Consider the following 17,309-nt stretch of genomic DNA (forward strand, 5'->3'; position numbering starts at 1 on the left):
CCGCCGATTTGCATCAGCGTCTCATGTGGAGGCATGACGTAAGAATGTCATGCCAGTTAGGTGGGTAGGAAAGAGCGGATTGTCAGAACGACAGGATGCCCGTGGAGGTTCTCGTGACGCCGGTGAATGTCCAGCCGGAGTCATAGAGGTTGATCCACGCGCGATGCCGCGGTGTGCCGCGTGTGCCAATGGCGAAGACCAGGAACTCGTCATTCCAGTCCGGAATCCGGATGAAGTATGACGAGCTGTCGTTCGCATAGCTCGTGCACACTGGGAACGCGGGGTCGGTGTGGTAGGTGTCCGGATCCCAGACCTGGTCGTCCCAGTCTTCGGACCCGTAGGTCACGCAGAGCGCGCCGATTTCCTCTGTCCCTTCCAGGGCAAAGGGGTTGTCGCTGAACGCGGCCGCGTGATGAGCCTCGAGCGTGCCGCGGATCTCAATCTCGCGGTAGCCCGACATGGTCCGGCCGGTGATGCTGTACGTGCCCGAGGTCGTTGAGCTTGAACAGCCCTCGTCCACGGTACCGTCGCAGTCATCATCTGCCGAGTTGCAGGACTCGCCCGGCGGAACGCAGGTCCCCCAGCTGCACGAAGTATCGCAGGTCTGGGTGCCGGTCGTTGAGCACGAACTCGTGCAGGTGCGGGTTGAGTAGCGGACGCAGGTGAACGTCTCGTCCGTGAGCCCGTCGGAATCGTTGTCGCTGCCGTCGCAGATTTCGGTTCCGGATATTGGAGGCGTTGCACCTCCGCAGGAGCCGAGTCCCCACGCCGTAAGCGCGGTGTTTGACGCGGTGCGGCAGAGATCGCCGGCGAGCACGAGCTGTGTCACATCCATCTTGAGGATTGCTCCCCAGGAGGTGATGACCGCGGGTTTCACCTGCGTGAACCCGCAGAGCGTGAAGCCCATGGGCTCGCCGTCGCCCGGGTAGTCGAGCGAGAAGCACGCGCTGTCCAGGCAGCCCGTTGTGGCGTCATGGTAGGCCGTGACCCGGTCGATGTACTCGCCCGGATTCAAGGGCCGCACCAGCCCGTAGCCGTCGCGCGAGTCCAAGTAGAACGTGCCGGAGAAGTTGACGCATGACCCGATTGCGACCCCGGAGAGCCGGCTTATCTGGTCCGGCGTGGCCGGCGGCTCCCAGAACGTATCGCAGTCCGGGTCGTCGTCGTCCGTCACTCCGTCGTGATCGTTATCCGCACCGTCGGTGCAGACATCCATCTCCGGGAGGGCCGGGCAGCGCAGTGCGAGCCGGGTCGTGCCGCCATCCGAGGCGGCCGCACGGTAGCAGGGCTCCGTGCTCACGAAGTCGAACTTGGAAAGATCGAGCTCGTACGTCGCCGAACCGAGCTGGAAGAACCAGCCCGTGTCGCCGCCCCGGGTGTACCAGAGGCTGCCCGGTGTGGCCGTTTCCGACCACGTCTTGCAGATCCGACCGGTCGTGGTTGACCAGCTGTTCCAGCTGCCGAAGGCGCAGAGCGCGCTCGGCCGGCCGGGGAGTGTGGCGAACGTTCCGGAGAGCATGTCTCCGTAGATTCGCGACTCCACCGCGTCGCCGGGGTTTGAAACCCAGTCGCGGAACTCGGCATAGATCGTGCCGATTGGGGCAGGCGGGCCGGGGATTTCCCCGCCATGCGGGGAATCATCGGTCGCGGTGTCCACGGCCGTGTCCGGAGTTGTGTCCGGAACCGTGTCCGTGGTCGTATCGGTTGCCGTGTCAGTCGCCGTGTCGCAGGTCGTATCCGGCTCGGTGGCCGCATCGTCGGTCCCTGTGTCGGTCGTCGTGTCCGCGGCCGTGTCAGAATCAGTTGCCGCGTCCGTACCGCCGATGCAGTCCTCCTCGTCCACGAACCCGTCGATGTCGTCGTCCCAGCCGTTGCCGCAGATCTCGGGGGCGGGTGCGTCGGAATCGGTTCCGGCATCGCAGATCTCGTCCACGAGTCCGTTGCCGTCGTTGTCCACGCCGTCGCAGATCTCCGGGGGCCAGCCCATTGGCTCGTTGGTGCAGCCAGTGAGCATCCAGATCGTCGCGATCGTCCAAAGCGTCTTCTTCATGATCTTCTTTCTCCTATGTTGCTATCTTGCTGTTTCAATGTACTCTTCATGAACCCACCATCCCAATGATGGCGGACTCATGTGAGTGCGCGACTGATTCAGGGGATGAATCATTATGTCGCGCAAGTTGGTGTGAAAGAGCAATCTATTTATTCTGTGCTGCCTTTTTCTTAGCACGGCGTTCACGCGCGTAGCAGGTGCCGCAGACAGGTCCTTGGTCATTCCGTATTTTCACCGGCCTTACCTTGTGGCAGCAAATGCATTCTTCCTCAGACCGCTTGTAGCAGTTTACGCAGACAGGTCCTTGGTCAGTCCGCTGATTAACCGGCCTTACCTTGTGGCAGCAAATGCATTCTTCCTCAGGCCGCTTGTAGCAGTTTACGCAGACAGGTCCTTGGTCAGTCCGCTGATTCACCGGCCTTACCTTGTGGCAGCAAATGCATTCTTCCTCAGGTGGTTGGTAGGCCTTATAATAGCAACTTGCGCATATGGGGCCGTCATCAGTACGTTTATGAACAGGCTGCTCTTTATGGCAACGAACGCATTCTTCTTCAGGCGCTCGGTAGCATCTATCACAGACAGGGCCGTCATCTAAGCGCTTCCTAACTGTTCTTACCCGATGGCAGAGTATGCACTTTTCTTTAGGGCGTAGGTGAGTCTTTCTGTAGCAGGCATCACAGATTGGACCCTCGTCCGTGCGCTGAACCACGGGCCTTACCCTATGGCAACAAATGCATTCTTCTTCCGGGCATTTATAGCAACAGTCACAGATTGGACCCTCGTCCGTGCGCTGAACCACGGGCCTTACCCTATGGCAACAAATGCATTCTTCTTCCGGGCGTTGGTAGGTTTTATTGTAGCAGCTTGCGCAAATGGGGCCATCGCTCGTGCGCTGCAAAACCGGCCTTACACTGTGACAGCGAACGCATTCTTCAAGGGCCGTATGGTAACACTTGCCGCAGACTAGGCCGCCGTCCATGCGTTGAAAATTAATTTCGCTCCTTTCGTTGCAGACGCAGCAAATATCAATTTTCCTGTGGGACTCCAGGCCGGCGCATTGCCGACAGACGAGCGCGCCGGTTTGATTGAAATATTTTAGCGCTCGCAGATTATTGCAGTCCGGACATTTGCTCCGGGGCTTTGGCTGGCCTTGGCCCTCGCGTCGTGTTGGCTCGTGCATGCGCACGCAGTCTTCGTCTCCACAAACCGGGCAAATATGCCCGTGCGTTTCAGTGTGATTCTCGCACACGGCATACCTACCTTTCTGTGGTTAGATTTTGTTGTCGAATGTACTCTTCATGAACCCACCATCCCAATGATGGCGGACTCGTGTGAGTGCGCGACTGATTCAGGGGATGAATCATTATGTCGCGCAAGTTGGTGTGAAAGAACTAGTCGTCTCCGCGGCGGAGACGGTCGTAGCGAATCCGGTTGTATGCCCACTGGACGTGCCGCTCGTCGTAGCTCTCGCCCGGGTTGGGCAATGGCCGACCGCCGGGGAAAAGGCCGGTCTCGGGGTCGAACTTCTTCGGCCTGGGAAGCTTGGGCCGGCGGGACTGTTTTACAATCCGGTTGTAGGCCATGACCGGCAATACGGCCGGGGCGAGGAACACGAGGAATATCCGGTCGAGGATGTCGGTCGTCTCGCGTCCCATGCAGAACGCGCCGATGGTCCAGCAGATGATGTTCCATGGTGGGGTGACGAGGGCGGCGATGGTGAGAATTCTATAGAAAGCGCGCATGCTCTTCCTTTCCTAGAGGCAATGCCTCCCTCTTTGGCAAATGGCTTGTAAAGAACGACTCTGGGAGAGAGTATTTTTTATTGCCATCGGCCAAAGGGGGAGACCCGCCTCAAACAAAAAGGCGAAGTCAGCTTGGGAAGAGTATTTCCAGTCTAACTTCGCCCATATAGCCAAATCCGGCTATATTTTGCGATTATTTATGATATTTCTCTCTCCCCGATATTTGATTGTTAACGGGGTATAATATCATATTTTTGCGATTTTGTCAAGAGTGGCCGCCGGCCGAGCCGGCGGCAATTTTAAGTTGTAAATTTTAAATTTTAACTCAAATCCCAATTTTAAATGATAAATTACTTAATGTCGGGTCGCTTCGCCATTAAAGCATTCAAAATTTTTCATTTAAAATTGAATTAAAATTTAAAACTTAAAATTTAAAATTAAAATCACGCTGATTTTTCCCGCCATTTCTTGATTTTTGCGTGATCGCCGGAAAGCAGGATTTTGGGCACTTTTTTGCCCTTATAATTTTCCGGCCGGGTATATTGGGGAAACTCTTTATATCCTTTCTTGGAATAGGTTTCTCCTTCAAGCGATATCTCGCATCCGATTGTCCCGGGAATGTGCCGGCCGACCGCATCGGCAATAATCATGGCAGCCAGCTCTCCGCCGGTAATAATATATTCGCCGACGCTAAGCTCTTCATCCGCCACGAGTTCGCTGACCCGTTCATCGACCGATGAATAACGCCCGCACAAAAATATCAGCTGATCATAATTTATGAGCCGCGGCACATCTTTTTGCGAAAAAATATTACCCCGGGGAGAGAGCAATATTACGCGGGTTTTTTTACCGCGTTTTTTTACTGCTTTAACCGCCCGGTCAAACGGTTCAACCATCATTACCATGCCGGCGCCGCCGCCGTAAGGCTGATCGTCAACCGACCGGTGCCTGTCACTGGTCCATTTTCTAAGATTGTGCACCTTGATTGTAATCAATTTATTCTTAACCGCCTTGCCCAAAACACCAACCTCGAAATAAGGCTCAAACACTTCGGGAAAAATCGATATAAAATCAAATTGTATTGTTTTTTTCTTCATATTTTTAACAAAAAACGCGGTATCTACATGATACCACGTTTTTGCCCCAATACTAAGGGGAAATGTTTGAAATTATATGCTGAGGTCGTCAACAGCCGAAGTGTCGATGTCGGCGTTTTCTGGCCTTGGTCTGGGTCCGCGGCCGCCTTCCGGCTCGTTGATCTTGAGGTTAACGCGAGCGTTGTTTTTCGCGCCAACGATCTTGAGGAGCGTGCGGATTGAGCGGGCGGTCTGGCCCTGCTTGCCAATAACATAGCCCATGTCGGCCGGATTCAGGAAAAGGGTGATTAAGACGCCGCGCTCGTCGACCGTGCGCTCGGTCTTAACATCCTTGGGGTTATTGACGATGCATCTTACAATTGTTTCAACAAATTCTTGATCGTCGTATTTCGCCATATCATTAATTTATGTGTAAGCATTTTAAGGTTCGAGACTTTCGACCGGTTTTTCCGCTATTTTGAGCGGAATCAAGCCCCGTTATAAAAAATATATCAAAAACCGGCCGCTGTGTCAATTGGCCGGTTTTGGTTTGTAATGTTACGCCTTTGGCTCCTCGGCGGGTGCTTCTGCCGGGGCCGGAGTTTCTGCCGGAGCGGGCGTTTCTGCAGCCGGAGTCGGAGTTTCCGGTACTGGTGCCGGGGTCTCTGCCGGAGCGGGCGGTTCGGGTTCCGGAGTCCCGACCGCTGTCGGGACTGCCGCGGCGGCGGCGGCTTCAGCCTTGGCTTTATCGGCTTCAGCCTTGGTTTTGGCTTCGGCAATTCGGGCGCGGCGCCGGTCCGATACTTTAACGCTCTTGCGTTTTTTGCCGGAAATAATTCCCTGGCTCACGAGCAAATTGTGCACCGTGTTTGAAGTCTGGGCGCCCCGCTCAATGTAATATTTGATGCGTTCAATATTGAAATTAATGACTTTTTCTTTGGCGCGGGGATTATAGTTTCCCAGATTTTCAAGAACCCGGCCCCAGGGATCGCGGCTTTTTTCCGAAATAACCAGGCGGTAGGTCGGCTGTTTTACCTTGCCAACTCGCGCAAGTCGGATATGAAGCATAATTTAAGATGAAAATTTATTGATTATTTTGAGCACTTATGCAGCAGGGCTATTATAGATAAAACCCGGTTTTTCGTCAAGCCTTGGCCGCGGCTTCCTCGAGCTTCACGGAAAGCATTTTTGAAACCCCGTCATCGCCCATGGTGACGCCGTAAAGAACGCGCGCCACGTCCATGGTCGCGCGGTTATGCGAGATCACGATGAACTGGGTCTTCTTTGAAAGCTCATCAATGATTTTTGAGAATTTTATTGAGTTGGACTCATCCAGCGCGGCGTCAACCTCGTCTAAGACGATAAACGGCGACGGATTGTTGGTCATTATCGCGCAAATCAGGGCAATCGAAGTAAGCGCGCGCTCGCCGCCGGAGAGCGCGTTGATGGATTTCAGGCGCTTGCCCGGGGGAGTGGCCTGAATCTCCACGCCGGTGATGATTTTTTTCTTGGCCGCGGGCTTTTCCTCAAACGGCATTTCTTCGGGCGCCTCTTCCCCGACGTTCCGCTCCGCGGAAGTCGGGGCCTCGGCCTCTTCCGGCTCCTCGTCGGTTATTTCTTCATTCACCTGGATAAGTCGCGCTTCGCCGCCGCCGAATAGGAGTTTAAAATATTTTTCAAATTCGCGGTTCAGGTTGCGGAACGCGCTTTCGCTCTGGGCTTTTATTTTTTGGTCAAGCTCGCCGATGATTTGCTCGAGCGAATCAATCGCTCCGGAGAGATCCTTGGTTTGGCCTTCGAGATATGTAAATCGTTCCTGCGTCTCGTTGTATTCGGCGAGTGTCTCGGGATCAATCGCGCCGATGAGGTCAAGCTGATGTTTGAGCCGCGCCATCTCCGGATAGATCGCTTCGGGTGAAACCGATTCGGTCGGCACGTAAGATTTCATTTCTTCGGCGCGCTCGGCCAGATCCTGCCGCATTTCCTGTTCAAGCGATTCTCGTTTTGTCTCAAAGCGGGCTTGTTCTATCTTCACGTCGTTCAGCCGCGACTCCAGATCGTGCACGCGTACGCCTTTTTCCTGCAGTTCGCGCTGAATGGAAAAAAATCGGCCGCGTTTTGCCTCTTCGTCTTTATTGAAATTGGTAATTTTTTGCTGGACCGCGGAAATTTTGTTGTCAATCGCAATGAGTCCCTTGGCAATCTCTTTTAGATCTTTTTCCATGCCCGGGTCGAGCGCCATCGCCTGGTCAGGCTGTTTTAGTTTGGCGAGCAGGTCTTTGATTTTTTTTGCCAGGGTCCGGATTTTTTCCGGCGCATCTCCGCCTGCTTCAATCGCGCGCATCGCCTCTTCGCCCAGGGCGTCAATCTCTTCAAGTTCGGACAGGATCATGGCCACGGGCACGGGCGGCGCCTTTTTTTCCTTGAGGCTCGCGAGTTCGATTTTTCTCTGCAGATCAAACTGCTTTTCGCGCAGAGCGGATTTCTCGTTCATGAGCTGCTGGTAGTCGTTCTGCAGGCCGGAGAACACGTCGCCCCGCGGCTCTTCGCGCTCCATTTTGGAAAATTCGGACTGCAGGGTCTCAAGCCGGCTTTTGGCGTCAATGAGTTCCTCGTCAATCACTTTGTAATTCCGTTCCTGGATTACGATTTTTTCGGAAATATCTTTCCATAATGTGCCGTAATATTTTTTCTGGAGTTCGCCGAGCTCGGCCTCGGTTTCTTCGCGCCGTTCCAGCCTTTTCGCGAGCCGGGTGAGCGAGCGGAGCCGCGGCTCGATTTCCTGCATCACAAGCAATGCCTGGTTCAGATTTTCGCGGCTTGCTTCAAGTTTATTAACCGACGACTGTCTTTTTATTTGATATTGTTTGACCCCGGCCGCTTCATCAAAAAATTCTTTGCGCTCCTGCGGGGTAGCGACCAGGATATGATCAACCATGCCCTGGCCGATGACCGCGTAGCTCCGCTGGCCGAAGTTTGCCTGCGCGAGCAAGAGCTGGATGTCCTGGAGACGCGCCTTGTTGTTGTTGAGGTAGTATTCGGTCACGCCGTCGCGGTAGAGCCGCCGCGTGATCACGAGTTCGGAATAATCAATATCCGCGGCGCGGTCTTCGTTATTGAGATACAGCGAAACCTCGGCAAAGCCGGCGCGGCTGCGCTTCGGCGTGCCCGAAAAAATCACGTCTTCGCTTTTCTTGCCGCGAAGAAGCTTGAGGCTCTGCTCGCCCATTGCCCAGCGCACCGCGTCCGCGATGTTGGATTTGCCCGAGCCGTTCGGCCCGACAATCGCGGTGGTGCCCTTTTTGTCGCCGGCGGGCGCTAGGAATTCCAGGGTGGTTTTGAGCGCAAAGGTTTTAAAGCCTTGGAGCTCCAGTCTCTCTAAAAACATATTGATAGATTATAGCGAAAATCCGCTCTATTGACAAGGAAAATATCCAGCGTTATAATGCCGGATTGAATATTCAGCCATATGACGCAAGAAATCACAAGCCAGCGCATTTTTAGCCGCATTATGGGGGCCAAAAGCCCGCTTTTTGTGATTCACAAAAAACCGGACGGCGATGCCATCGGTTCGGCGCTCGCGCTCGCGCACTGGCTGGAGGAATCGGGCCGGCCGGCGCCCGTGTTTTGCCGCGATCCTGCCCCCGGACATTATGATTTTTTGCCGCGTTTCGGAAATATTACCGCGGATGAGGAAATTTTTTTCCAGCCCGGCGTTGATCTCATTGTGGTCCTGGATTCCGGAGACGCCATGTACGCCGGCGTGCAGGAAATTTTCGCGCGCCTCTCGCCGGAGATTACGGTTATAAACATTGATCACCACCCGACCAATCAGCATTACGGCGAGCTCAATCTGGTTGATGCCGGCGCTTCGTCAACCGCCGAAGTGATTTATAATTTTTTTGTGCATAACGGCGTGCGCGTTGATAAGTACATGGCGACCGCCCTGCTTTCCGGCATTCTGACCGATACCACGAATTTCACCAATCCCGCCACCACGGTAAGTTCAATGAGCGCGGCTTCGGATCTTGTGGGTTTGGGCGCGCGTGCAAACGATATTTCAAAATATCTGCTTAAGAACAAATCAATTGATGCGCTCCGCCTCTGGGGACGGGCGCTCGCGCGGCTTGAAGAAAACAAGCGGTTCAACATGGCGATTGCGGTCATCAAGCGCGAAGACCTTGCCGGCATTGAGGCCGAAGCCGAAGCGGTTGAAGGCGTGGCGAATTTTTTGAACGCGCTTTTGAATGTCAAACTCGTCATGGTTCTCCGCGAAACCGAGGACGGATATGTCAAAGGCAGCATGCGCTCCACCGATGCCGATGTTTCGCTCCTTGCCAAAGCCATGGGCGGCGGCGGTCACAAAAAAGCCGCCGGTTTTTCGGTCCGCGGCCGGCTTGATAAAATTAATGGGCAATGGACAGTCGTATAAAAAAATGCTACATTCTATATATAAAATATTAATAAATTTAGTATGACAAAAAATAACCGTGAACCCGAATCCCAGATTCTGATACCGACCGTCATCGAAAAAACAACCTATGGCGAGCGCGCCTATGATATTTATTCGCGCCTCCTCAAAGACCGGATTATCTTTTTAGGCATGCCGGTTGACGACAATGTCGCGAACATTATTATCGCCCAGCTTCTGTTTTTGGAATCACAGGATCCGAAAAAAGACATCAAGCTCTATATTAATTCTCCGGGCGGTTCGGTGACCGCCGGGCTTGCGGTCTACGACACCATGCAGCTTGTAAAACCCGATGTTTCCACCATCTGCGTCGGCATGGCCGCTTCAATGGCCGCGGTCTTGATGGCCGCCGGCGCCAAGGGCAAGCGCTTCGTATTGCCGAACTCGGAGATTATGATCCATCAGGTCATGGGCGGCATGGAAGGCCAGGCCGCGGACATCAAAATCCGCGCCGAACGGATTCTGCGCATCAAAGACCGCCTGAATGAAATCCTTGCCGAGCACACCGGCCAGCCTATAGCCAAAGTTGAAAAAGACACGGACCGCGATTATTTTATGACCCCGGAAGAGTCGGTAAAATATGGCATCGCGGATAAGGTGATTAAGAAATAATATATATTTATGGAAAGTGAATCGCGCGGAGAATTACCAGTTGTTGAAAAAGAGGCTTCATCCGACGATGCCCGCGCACTTGAATTAATCACCAAATGGCAAACTGCGACAAATGAGGCGAAGGGCTATGGAGATCTCGGTCGGAGAAATTTTCGAAAATTGGGAGGGCAGCTCGAGGCGTTTGCGGATAGTAAAGACCGTACAACCTGGAATGAGGATGAAACGGAGCGAGCGCTCAGCGGTTTAGTTGCGTGGGAAAACGGGGATGAACCAAAAGATCTTTTGTCCGCGATAAAGGAAACAATGCAGTTCGCAATGCAGCATAATATGTTCAAAAGGGCGCGGGAGGTTGCGCAGCTGCTAGAGATGTGGGATGAGGAAGGAAAGATTAACCGCGCACATTTTGATAGTCTGGTAAGCAGGCTGGATAAAGAGGTAAAGAATAATAACATTCTTGAAATATATGAAATAATCAAAGCTTATCTTGAGAAATCTGGTCAGCCAGATCTGGGAAAAGACTATGAAGGAAAAATTAAGGATTTCAATGATCAATTATTCGAAATTCTGATCAAGGAATTCGCGAGCGAAAAAAGTGTCGAAATGAAAGGATATATTGTCCGCCCTTACGCCACTGAATTGGCGAAGATAAGCGGAGATGATGCCAAGATGCAAAAAGTAGAGGAGCTCAAACACGATCTTTTGCTTTATGAATTGCGAAATTGTTTCATTGGTCGAGTTAAGAAATCAAAAATCGAAGAGGCTTTTTATAGTGCCATGAACATCTTGTCCGAGCATCCGATTGATTTAAAAACAGCCGATGCTGAACTTTGGGCTAGCATGCACGAAGGTGCAAGAGTGCGTATTAAAAAAATGATCGATGAAGCAAAAGAGCGATCGGGAACCATCCACGGTACCCTCCACCGTTATGTATGGTCGAAATTGAATCAAACCCTAGAAAGCTATTTAGCCTTGGGGATAATGGATTTCGAAGAAGATGCTGACTTGATTGATGAAGTGACGGGATAATTATGCCAGGCATCGCTAAACATAGCACGATTATTAAAAAATAATATGGAAAAAGAAACCTGGCGCGAGCCTCCCGAAGAAAAAGAAGAAGACGCCGAAGATGTCAGCCTTAGTCCGGAGTTGGAAAAGGCTTTACAGCAGCATCTGAATGACAACAAGTACGACTATATAATTGAAAAATTTGGAATCACCTTGCTGCAAAAGGCCGGTCTGACTAAGGAAGTTTTCAATGAATTGAACCAAGAAGATCCGGATCGGCTTGATGAATATCTTAGAGAAATCGGTGCGGCGCCGGATAGCAAGAGCGTCAAGAAAATAATCAATGAATTGCTGGCTAAGGAATAGCCGGTTATCGATTAAATTTAAAAAACAGGTGATACTTTTGATGGTCGCCTGTTTTTTCTTGCCGTTATCCTTAGCTTGACACGCCTTTGGCCCGGGTGTATAAAGGAGAGTCCGGAAGAGGGGTGGAAAAATGAATTTGTCAGCCCCTTGACAAGAGTTACAGACTCTGTTATTATATAGAGTTAATGAAGGAGGGAAAATGCTTTTTCCTCTTGTTTTATACAAAAAAACGCCCATTTGGGTAATCCGCTCTCACGACAAGCATGGGGATCTTTCCAAGGCAGCTTCTGGCGCAAGCTCGAACTCGCCTTAATAAGATCTTCTTGAGCGCGGATTACTTTTGCGGGTGTTTTTTATTTTGTATTTCAGCCAATTGATGTTCCCCCTCCTTTGTAAAGGAGGGGGACAGAGCCCGCCCGCCACGCCTGAGGCGTAGCCGATAGCGGGCGGGGGTGTCTTTTTTTTACTATTTATTCTTTGGTTCTTGTTTAAATTCGATTGGAAGAAACGCGGATACATCGCTCGGCGAGTAACCTTGTTCCTTGAAGAAATCAAGAATTTTGGTCGTCGCCGCTTCGCTCGCCTTCGCGTCTCGAAAAGCAAGAACATCATCCATGATCTGCGCACTGAAGTTATCCCATAGCTCTTCCTCGAAATGTAGTTCGCCCATCCCTTCTTTTTTTTCGACGGCGTCGATAGCGTTAAAAAGATCGGCGAATGTCGTGTCCTTAGAAATGGACACTCTCAAATTCCGTTCCTTTTTTTCTGTCTCTTTTGCCCCCGGAAAGCCGGGGAATCCCCCCATTCGTTCAGGTGATTTCATAATATAAATTATTAATTAATTATAATTTTTTATTCAAAAAATTCTTTTATCTCCCCTCCGAGTGTAATAATCAGTGAAAGCAATAATTTTACCGAAAATACTTTTCTATCAAACGAAGACATCACAGACATTATAACTGGATCGGTTGGATTAACTAAGTAATTAACATCTGTACAGCCAACACCAATGCCACGAATGACATCGTCATTTTCTTTCCAAAGCTTATTAAAATTTTTTAGGGTTGCCCGAACATGAAAACTCCTAACTTTAATACTTGACAAAGAAGTATTCCTCATGTATTCACTATTCTCCGCCCATTCGTAAAAACTATTGATTTCAAAATGTTCCGGTTCCAGACTTACCGCAGCGATGCCGGCACCTAAAGGGTCATCGGGAGGCTCGGAATAAACCCGGATGCTTTCTTTATGTCTGTAGTCATGTTCCCGATCAGGAATAATGAATTCATAATCCTTGGTCATTGACACGAATCGTTCAACTGGCATATCGTCCTTAAGAAAGATATGCCCATTTTCAACTAAATCTGGGTTACTCCCGGATATTCTTTCAAGGTTGGCTCGCATCAAGGCGATGTTTTCCTCAGTTGTGTTTTTATTATGGGGCCACGGGCAGGTTTGGTTATTCGGGTATTTCAATGACGCCAATATGCCTAAAATCACTATGAGCAAAACAAATGGCATTATAATCATTAACGGCTTTTTCATAAAATAACAAATTAGTTACTCATTCCGGAATGACTGGTTCGGCCGGATTGTCGCCCGGCGTGCTCGCTTCATCAACCGGCGGGGTGGAGAGCTCGGCCACGCCGATAAGGCACACCGCGCCCCAGGGGCGGTAATGGGAGGTAAACGTGGTTTCTTTCACTTTGCCGTCCGGATAGGTTACTTTGTAATCAAATTCCGCATCGGCTCCGGCATGGGCGCTTTCGGTGCACTTTTTTTCGCCCGGCGCGAGATCTAAAGTTTCCACCTCTTTAAGTGCCGGAGGAGAAGTGATATTAGTGATGCGCGAATCGGACTGATAAATCTCGCGGTTGTCGGGTGTGCCCCAAAATTCAAAAACCAATTCATCGCCCTCAATGCGCGTCTGGATTAAAATATAATTTTCCGTATCGTTTAAAAATCTCAAGTCCGGATGCATTTCATAGACTGCCGCGTCTTTTCCCGCGGGTTCGTAATAAACCACGCGGTATGAATGTGGATTGCGTTCGGTAATTGGCAGGCCGGCCGAAATTGCGACGCGGAACATGGTCGTGCCGATCTGACAAAGGCCGCCGCCGTATTCGGGTAGGGTTTTATTTTCTTTAATTACAAGTTCAGGCAAATAGCCGTTTTCCGCGTTGACCGGGGCGAGATTCGTGATGGTTGAGAATTCCTCATCCGCCGGTACCAAGAGTCCGTTCAGTTTTTCGCTGCCCACGCGGATATTGTGGCGCCGGTTGACCGGCGAGCCCTTGAAATTGGAACGGCCGACGCCGATGAGCTCTTTGATGCCCAAATCATTTAAGTCCGCGATTTTAATTTCCGGTTCGGTAATTTTTACAATGATTGCGGCGTCCTTTTGTTTGTCGGTGAGCAGTAATTGCTCAAAATTTGCGATTGTCGCCGGCCAATCGATGGTGATTCCGTCGTTACTGCCGGCAAATTCAATAACGCGGTTGTTTTCCATTTTAAATTTTGCATTCTGCGGTTCAACCTCAATCAAATTCGCGGCCTCGGCGAGGGTTGTTTTAACCCCTTCTTCCAAAAAGCCGATCAGGATATTTCCGTCAGCCGCTTTTTTGAGAGTGAGCCACGCGGCAAAATCCTCGGACGCGATGTTCCAGCTGAAATTTTCAAAATCAGTCGAGTATTTTATTTTGACCGGCGCGAGCGCCATGGCCTGGCTTATCGCAGGGAGCATCTCTTCGGCTTCCGCGGCACTAATCTCCGGCTCATCGGCCACGGATTCAAGTTCAATCGGCGCGGACTCAATAAGCAAGAGCTGTTTTTCAATTTCCGAAAGCGCGGCTGCATAATCAAGGGTCTGGCCCGAATGTTCGGGTTCAACCGTGAGAATCGGATTCGTGGAATTATCAGCCATGGTGATCATAATGCGCGCGTTCGCGGCCGGGGAATCGTATTCCTTGAAGATGTTTTTCATAAATGCGACAACCGAATTTTCTTCAATGCCGAATTCTGCCGCAAGCTCAACGCCAAGCGTTCGGGCGCGTGCCTGGCTGCTTATTCTACTGAGCCAGGATGCTTCACGGCCCAGATTCCAGGCCGCGGAAATCATGCTGTCAATATTATAATTTACCAGTTCGCGGCTTGCTTCCGGATTCTGCTCATTAATCTCGTTTGTCATAAGCGCGACCTGTTTGTCCGCGTGCTTGAGAGTGAAGCCATTGTCCAGAAAATCTTGGATCGCCTGCGACAGTTTTTCGGACGCCTGATCGCGGGTTAAACCGCCGATATCAACTGATCCGATTTTTACGCCCGGAAAAATTTTATTTTCATAATTTTTGGCGTATGCCCAGGACGTGCCGTAGATAATTCCGCAAATCAAAACCGCGGCCAGCGCGCCGAGCACGGCCCAATGCGAAAAAATCCTTGCTAAAGCCGGGGGCAGCAAGGATTTATTGCGCTTTATTTCCGGTTTGTTTTTCTTATTCGTTTTCCCCATCTTTTAAAATTTCATTGAGAATTGTTTTGGCGAGTTTCTCGCGCTCGGCTTCGTCGGTTTCGCTCGTGTAGAGCACGAGCCGCACGGCCGCGCCTTCGGCTAAGCCCTCCGGCAGGTCGGAAACCGGCCAGATAATATTCTGTCCGTCATCGAGCCGGATGACGGCCTTGTCGCCTTCAAACCGGTCAATCACGCCTTTTCTGAAAAGCTCTTTATTCATATACCTCATCAAGCCCCTGCACCGCCACGCGCGCGGTTTTGTGCGCCCTGGGTATGACAATGGTCAGAACGCCGTTTTTTAAAATCGCTTCGGCTTCATCTCCCTTGATATGCACCGGCAGGATGATGGTGCGGGAAAAACTTCCCCAGTAGCATTCCTGAAAAAAATAATTCCGTCCGCGGGCCATGTCTTCTTCGTGGCGGCGGCCGCGGATGGTAATCATGTCGTTTTCAACGGAAATGTCCAGATCCTCGGGCTTAACCCCGGCGATGGTTGAGCGGATGATGATATTGTCGCCCTGCTCAAAAACATCAACCGCAAGCTGGCCCTCCTCGGTCGGGGTAAAGTATGTTTCCTGTTCGTTCGGCGTTCCGAATTGTTGGATAATCGGCGTTGGCATAATTTTATTTAATTATAGAGGTAATTTACCGGGCTGTAAAGAGATGATATTGACAAAAAAACCTCAGAACGTTTTTGTTGCTCTGAGGTTTCTTGGTAGCGCGTGAAAAGCAAAAAAACTCCTACTCATAATAAGTAGGAGCCGCGTGTGCACGATTTAAGTGAAGAGCTGAAGAGCTTTGATGAGGTATGCCTCGGCCATATGCCAGTCGATTGGATCCAAAGCGTTACCGCTTGGACGAAGTCGTGCCTGTGCGTCAATGCTCAAATCGGGAAATACTTTGATGAGCGGTTCGACCAAATGAATGGTTTCCGGCCCAAGTCCGCCCGCAGCCCCGATGCCAAACATCGGAAAGCGTTCCCTGATCGCTCGAGCGAATGGTATTAGATCAACGGCATTCATGCCGAGACCCTTTCCCATACTCTTGTCGAGTAGAACGCGGTGTATCGCACCTTTGTAGTCGCCAAGTTTCTTGATAACAGCTTGCGGATTATTATTGACTTCCTTCAAAGCATTTTTTCCAATCTGGAGGACGACTTCGATGTGCTTGCGTGAGGCATGGACACCATCTATGATCTGATTCGGATCGGGCCAAGTCATGTCGAGTTGCAGAGCGTGCAGGCCGGCACCACCGCAAGAGATGGCGTCGGCAAGGCTTTTCCAGAGGCCGGAGTTGTTGCCATAGTCCACGTAGTGCAGGCAGTTGTATGCTTCATCCGAAGAGAAGATGTCGGCGACTGTTTCCTTCGGCGGAAAAGTATTCTGCCACTTGCTCGGAATGCCGTGAAGCGTCTTGTAGCTCATCATAACGCCGACATGCAACTTGCGCGTTGATCCAATTGGCAGATGAGCGGCGAATATCCTGGACATGCTTTGAACTTGCTCGAATTTTGTAAAATCAGTAATGCCGATGTATGGGTTCATTGCGTACCCCTTTCGTTTAAAAGGACATTTTGTATTAAAAAATCCTATCCTATTTATGCTAAAAAGTCAAGGAAAAAGCCTTTATAATAAAAAAAGAGCAGTTTTAAGACTTGCTCGGGTCATAAGTCATTAAACTATATATCATCCTCTTCCACGTATTGGGGGCGCAGAGAGCAAACTTCCTCCTCCCTCTCTCGCCTTTCCGCTTCATACCATGCCTGCGCCGCCGGATGGTTGGGGAAGATATCTTCGGACCCGCATGTTGGGCAAACATGCGCCTCGGCATCGGCCACGGGGATTGTCTTTCGGTCCCTGTAAGCAAATTCGCACTTACAACTTTCGCACACCCACGGCGCATCCGGCTCGTGAGAGCGGGGATCGGAGTCAGGATGTATCCACTCCTGTGCCTCTTTTTCCCGCGCCCGGACACGGGCTTCATTGATTTCGTTTTGCTGCGCCTCGAGCCGCGACTTCTCCCGGCGCAGCTCCTCGAGCTTGTTCTCGGGAATGCCCGGCTCTTTGAGGATAATCGGGATTTCCTTGAGCCGCGAATCAATGAGTGTAAGTTCAAATGCAAGGTCCTGTTCCGAGGGCTGACCTTCGGGTTCCTTATTCTCAGCCGACATGTTTTCCTCCTTTTAAGTATCTGCATTTTACTGAATATTGCTAGAATGTCAATAAACAAAAAATCCCCCGGTTCTCGTGGGGAATTCCGTAATTGCTCAAATTTAAATTTAAAATTGAATTAAAATTCCTGCCTGCCGGCAGGCAGGTAAAACTTAAAATTTAAAATTGCCCGAAGGGCTGGTAGCCCGTAGGGGAATCGCCCCGACGTTTCGCTTCGCGAAAGTCGGGGTACCGGGGCGCGGAGTTTATCTCGATGTATATCGGGACCTCTCGCGCCCGTTCGATTCCCTAAATTTAATATTATTAAACAT

General features: G+C 51.0%; 18 protein-coding genes. 5 read left to right on the forward strand and 13 right to left on the reverse strand.

Going from position 1 to position 17,309, the window contains the following annotated elements:
- Positions 1-82: 82 nt before the first annotated feature.
- The gene (locus PHW53_01810; GenBank protein ID MDD4995181.1) at positions 83-2,050 is read right to left on the reverse strand and encodes a MopE-related protein; all 1,968 of its coding nucleotides are present in this window, start codon (positions 2,048-2,050) and stop codon (positions 83-85) included.
- 721 nt (positions 2,051-2,771) lie between these two features.
- On the opposite strand from PHW53_01810, the gene PHW53_01815 reads away from it, so the two are divergent.
- The gene (locus tag PHW53_01815; protein ID MDD4995182.1) at positions 2,772-3,017 is read left to right on the forward strand and encodes a hypothetical protein; all 246 of its coding nucleotides are present in this window, start codon (positions 2,772-2,774) and stop codon (positions 3,015-3,017) included.
- A 424-nt stretch (positions 3,018-3,441) separates the two neighbouring features.
- Here the strand turns inward: PHW53_01815 and PHW53_01820 are convergent, their stop codons facing one another.
- The 5 genes from PHW53_01820 to PHW53_01840 all read right to left on the reverse strand — a co-directional run bounded on the left by PHW53_01820 (position 3,442) and on the right by PHW53_01840 (position 8,256).
- Positions 3,442-3,792 carry a hypothetical protein gene (locus PHW53_01820; protein ID MDD4995183.1) on the reverse strand — a complete coding sequence of 117 codons (351 nt, stop codon included), beginning with the start codon at positions 3,790-3,792 and terminating at the stop codon, positions 3,442-3,444.
- Between the two features lie 443 nt (positions 3,793-4,235).
- Entirely contained in the window at positions 4,236-4,889 is a 654-nt protein-coding gene (gene trmD / locus PHW53_01825) for a tRNA (guanosine(37)-N1)-methyltransferase TrmD (protein MDD4995184.1), read from the reverse strand.
- A gap of 72 nt (positions 4,890-4,961) precedes the next feature.
- Positions 4,962-5,285 (reverse strand): KH domain-containing protein, encoded by a 324-nt coding sequence (locus PHW53_01830; GenBank protein MDD4995185.1) that lies wholly within the window; start codon positions 5,283-5,285, stop codon positions 4,962-4,964.
- A 141-nt stretch (positions 5,286-5,426) separates the two neighbouring features.
- Positions 5,427-5,936: a 30S ribosomal protein S16 gene (rpsP, locus tag PHW53_01835; GenBank protein ID MDD4995186.1), complete on the reverse strand. Its 510-nt coding sequence runs from the start codon at positions 5,934-5,936 to the stop codon at positions 5,427-5,429.
- A 76-nt stretch (positions 5,937-6,012) separates the two neighbouring features.
- Positions 6,013-8,256, reverse strand: coding sequence for an AAA family ATPase (locus PHW53_01840; protein ID MDD4995187.1), 2,244 nt, complete (start codon positions 8,254-8,256; stop codon positions 6,013-6,015).
- An 81-nt stretch (positions 8,257-8,337) separates the two neighbouring features.
- Here PHW53_01840 and PHW53_01845 point away from each other — a divergent pair, with 81 nt between their 5' ends.
- From PHW53_01845 to PHW53_01860, 4 genes are read left to right on the forward strand one after another with little or no spacing between them, the layout of a single operon-like run.
- On the forward strand, positions 8,338-9,300 hold the full coding sequence (locus tag PHW53_01845) for a DHH family phosphoesterase (protein ID MDD4995188.1): 963 nt from the start codon (positions 8,338-8,340) through the stop codon (positions 9,298-9,300).
- 42 nt (positions 9,301-9,342) lie between these two features.
- On the forward strand, positions 9,343-9,951 hold the full coding sequence (gene clpP / locus PHW53_01850; GenBank protein MDD4995189.1) for an ATP-dependent Clp endopeptidase proteolytic subunit ClpP: 609 nt from the start codon (positions 9,343-9,345) through the stop codon (positions 9,949-9,951).
- A 9-nt stretch (positions 9,952-9,960) separates the two neighbouring features.
- Entirely contained in the window at positions 9,961-10,977 is a 1,017-nt protein-coding gene (locus PHW53_01855) for a hypothetical protein (protein MDD4995190.1), read from the forward strand.
- Between the two features lie 45 nt (positions 10,978-11,022).
- Positions 11,023-11,322, forward strand: coding sequence for a hypothetical protein (locus PHW53_01860; protein ID MDD4995191.1), 300 nt, complete (start codon positions 11,023-11,025; stop codon positions 11,320-11,322).
- A 466-nt stretch (positions 11,323-11,788) separates the two neighbouring features.
- Here the strand turns inward: PHW53_01860 and PHW53_01865 are convergent, their stop codons facing one another.
- The 7 genes from PHW53_01865 to PHW53_01895 form a co-directional block, all read right to left on the reverse strand.
- Entirely contained in the window at positions 11,789-12,145 is a 357-nt protein-coding gene (locus PHW53_01865; protein ID MDD4995192.1) for a hypothetical protein, read from the reverse strand.
- Between the two features lie 29 nt (positions 12,146-12,174).
- A complete protein-coding gene (locus PHW53_01870) occupies positions 12,175-12,867 on the reverse strand; it encodes a hypothetical protein (GenBank protein ID MDD4995193.1) in 693 nt (230 codons plus the stop codon).
- Between the two features lie 19 nt (positions 12,868-12,886).
- On the reverse strand, positions 12,887-14,827 hold the full coding sequence (locus PHW53_01875; protein MDD4995194.1) for a VanW family protein: 1,941 nt from the start codon (positions 14,825-14,827) through the stop codon (positions 12,887-12,889).
- Positions 14,811-15,047, reverse strand: a complete 237-nt coding sequence (locus PHW53_01880; protein ID MDD4995195.1) for a DUF3006 domain-containing protein — start codon at positions 15,045-15,047, stop codon at positions 14,811-14,813. Before PHW53_01880 ends, PHW53_01875 begins: the two co-directional genes overlap by 17 nt.
- Complete coding sequence (locus PHW53_01885; GenBank protein MDD4995196.1) at positions 15,040-15,447, reverse strand: Hsp20/alpha crystallin family protein; 408 nt, start codon at positions 15,445-15,447, stop codon at positions 15,040-15,042. The genes PHW53_01880 and PHW53_01885 overlap by 8 nt, the downstream gene beginning before the upstream one ends.
- A 156-nt stretch (positions 15,448-15,603) precedes the next feature.
- Positions 15,604-16,371: a hypothetical protein gene (locus PHW53_01890; protein MDD4995197.1), complete on the reverse strand. Its 768-nt coding sequence runs from the start codon at positions 16,369-16,371 to the stop codon at positions 15,604-15,606.
- A gap of 134 nt (positions 16,372-16,505) precedes the next feature.
- Positions 16,506-16,997 carry a hypothetical protein gene (locus tag PHW53_01895; protein ID MDD4995198.1) on the reverse strand — a complete coding sequence of 164 codons (492 nt, stop codon included), beginning with the start codon at positions 16,995-16,997 and terminating at the stop codon, positions 16,506-16,508.
- Between the last annotated feature and the right edge of the window lie 312 nt (positions 16,998-17,309).

Source organism: Patescibacteria group bacterium (assembly GCA_028710985.1).
Lineage (GTDB): Bacteria > Patescibacteriota > Patescibacteriia > JAHJFT01 > JAHJFT01 > JAQTTB01.

Excerpts from the sequence above, each read along its gene's own strand:
- PHW53_01845 (MDD4995188.1), top strand. The coding sequence starts at position 8,338 with ATGACGCAAGAAATCACAAGCCAGCGCATTTTTAGCCGCATTATGGGG.
- PHW53_01840 (MDD4995187.1), bottom strand. The coding sequence starts at position 8,256 with ATGTTTTTAGAGAGACTGGAGCTCCAAGGCTTTAAAACCTTTGCGCTC.
- PHW53_01880 (MDD4995195.1), bottom strand. The coding sequence starts at position 15,047 with ATGAATAAAGAGCTTTTCAGAAAAGGCGTGATTGACCGGTTTGAAGGC.
- PHW53_01815 (MDD4995182.1), top strand. The coding sequence starts at position 2,772 with ATGGCAACAAATGCATTCTTCTTCCGGGCATTTATAGCAACAGTCACA.
- rpsP (MDD4995186.1), bottom strand. The coding sequence starts at position 5,936 with ATGCTTCATATCCGACTTGCGCGAGTTGGCAAGGTAAAACAGCCGACC.
- clpP (MDD4995189.1), top strand. The coding sequence starts at position 9,343 with ATGACAAAAAATAACCGTGAACCCGAATCCCAGATTCTGATACCGACC.
- PHW53_01875 (MDD4995194.1), bottom strand. The coding sequence starts at position 14,827 with ATGGGGAAAACGAATAAGAAAAACAAACCGGAAATAAAGCGCAATAAA.
- PHW53_01865 (MDD4995192.1), bottom strand. The coding sequence starts at position 12,145 with ATGAAATCACCTGAACGAATGGGGGGATTCCCCGGCTTTCCGGGGGCA.
- PHW53_01870 (MDD4995193.1), bottom strand. The coding sequence starts at position 12,867 with ATGAAAAAGCCGTTAATGATTATAATGCCATTTGTTTTGCTCATAGTG.
- PHW53_01820 (MDD4995183.1), bottom strand. The coding sequence starts at position 3,792 with ATGCGCGCTTTCTATAGAATTCTCACCATCGCCGCCCTCGTCACCCCA.
- PHW53_01885 (MDD4995196.1), bottom strand. The coding sequence starts at position 15,447 with ATGCCAACGCCGATTATCCAACAATTCGGAACGCCGAACGAACAGGAA.
- PHW53_01855 (MDD4995190.1), top strand. The coding sequence starts at position 9,961 with ATGGAAAGTGAATCGCGCGGAGAATTACCAGTTGTTGAAAAAGAGGCT.
- PHW53_01895 (MDD4995198.1), bottom strand. The coding sequence starts at position 16,997 with ATGTCGGCTGAGAATAAGGAACCCGAAGGTCAGCCCTCGGAACAGGAC.
- trmD (MDD4995184.1), bottom strand. The coding sequence starts at position 4,889 with ATGAAGAAAAAAACAATACAATTTGATTTTATATCGATTTTTCCCGAA.
- PHW53_01830 (MDD4995185.1), bottom strand. The coding sequence starts at position 5,285 with ATGGCGAAATACGACGATCAAGAATTTGTTGAAACAATTGTAAGATGC.
- PHW53_01860 (MDD4995191.1), top strand. The coding sequence starts at position 11,023 with ATGGAAAAAGAAACCTGGCGCGAGCCTCCCGAAGAAAAAGAAGAAGAC.
- PHW53_01890 (MDD4995197.1), bottom strand. The coding sequence starts at position 16,371 with ATGAACCCATACATCGGCATTACTGATTTTACAAAATTCGAGCAAGTT.
- PHW53_01810 (MDD4995181.1), bottom strand. The coding sequence starts at position 2,050 with ATGAAGAAGACGCTTTGGACGATCGCGACGATCTGGATGCTCACTGGC.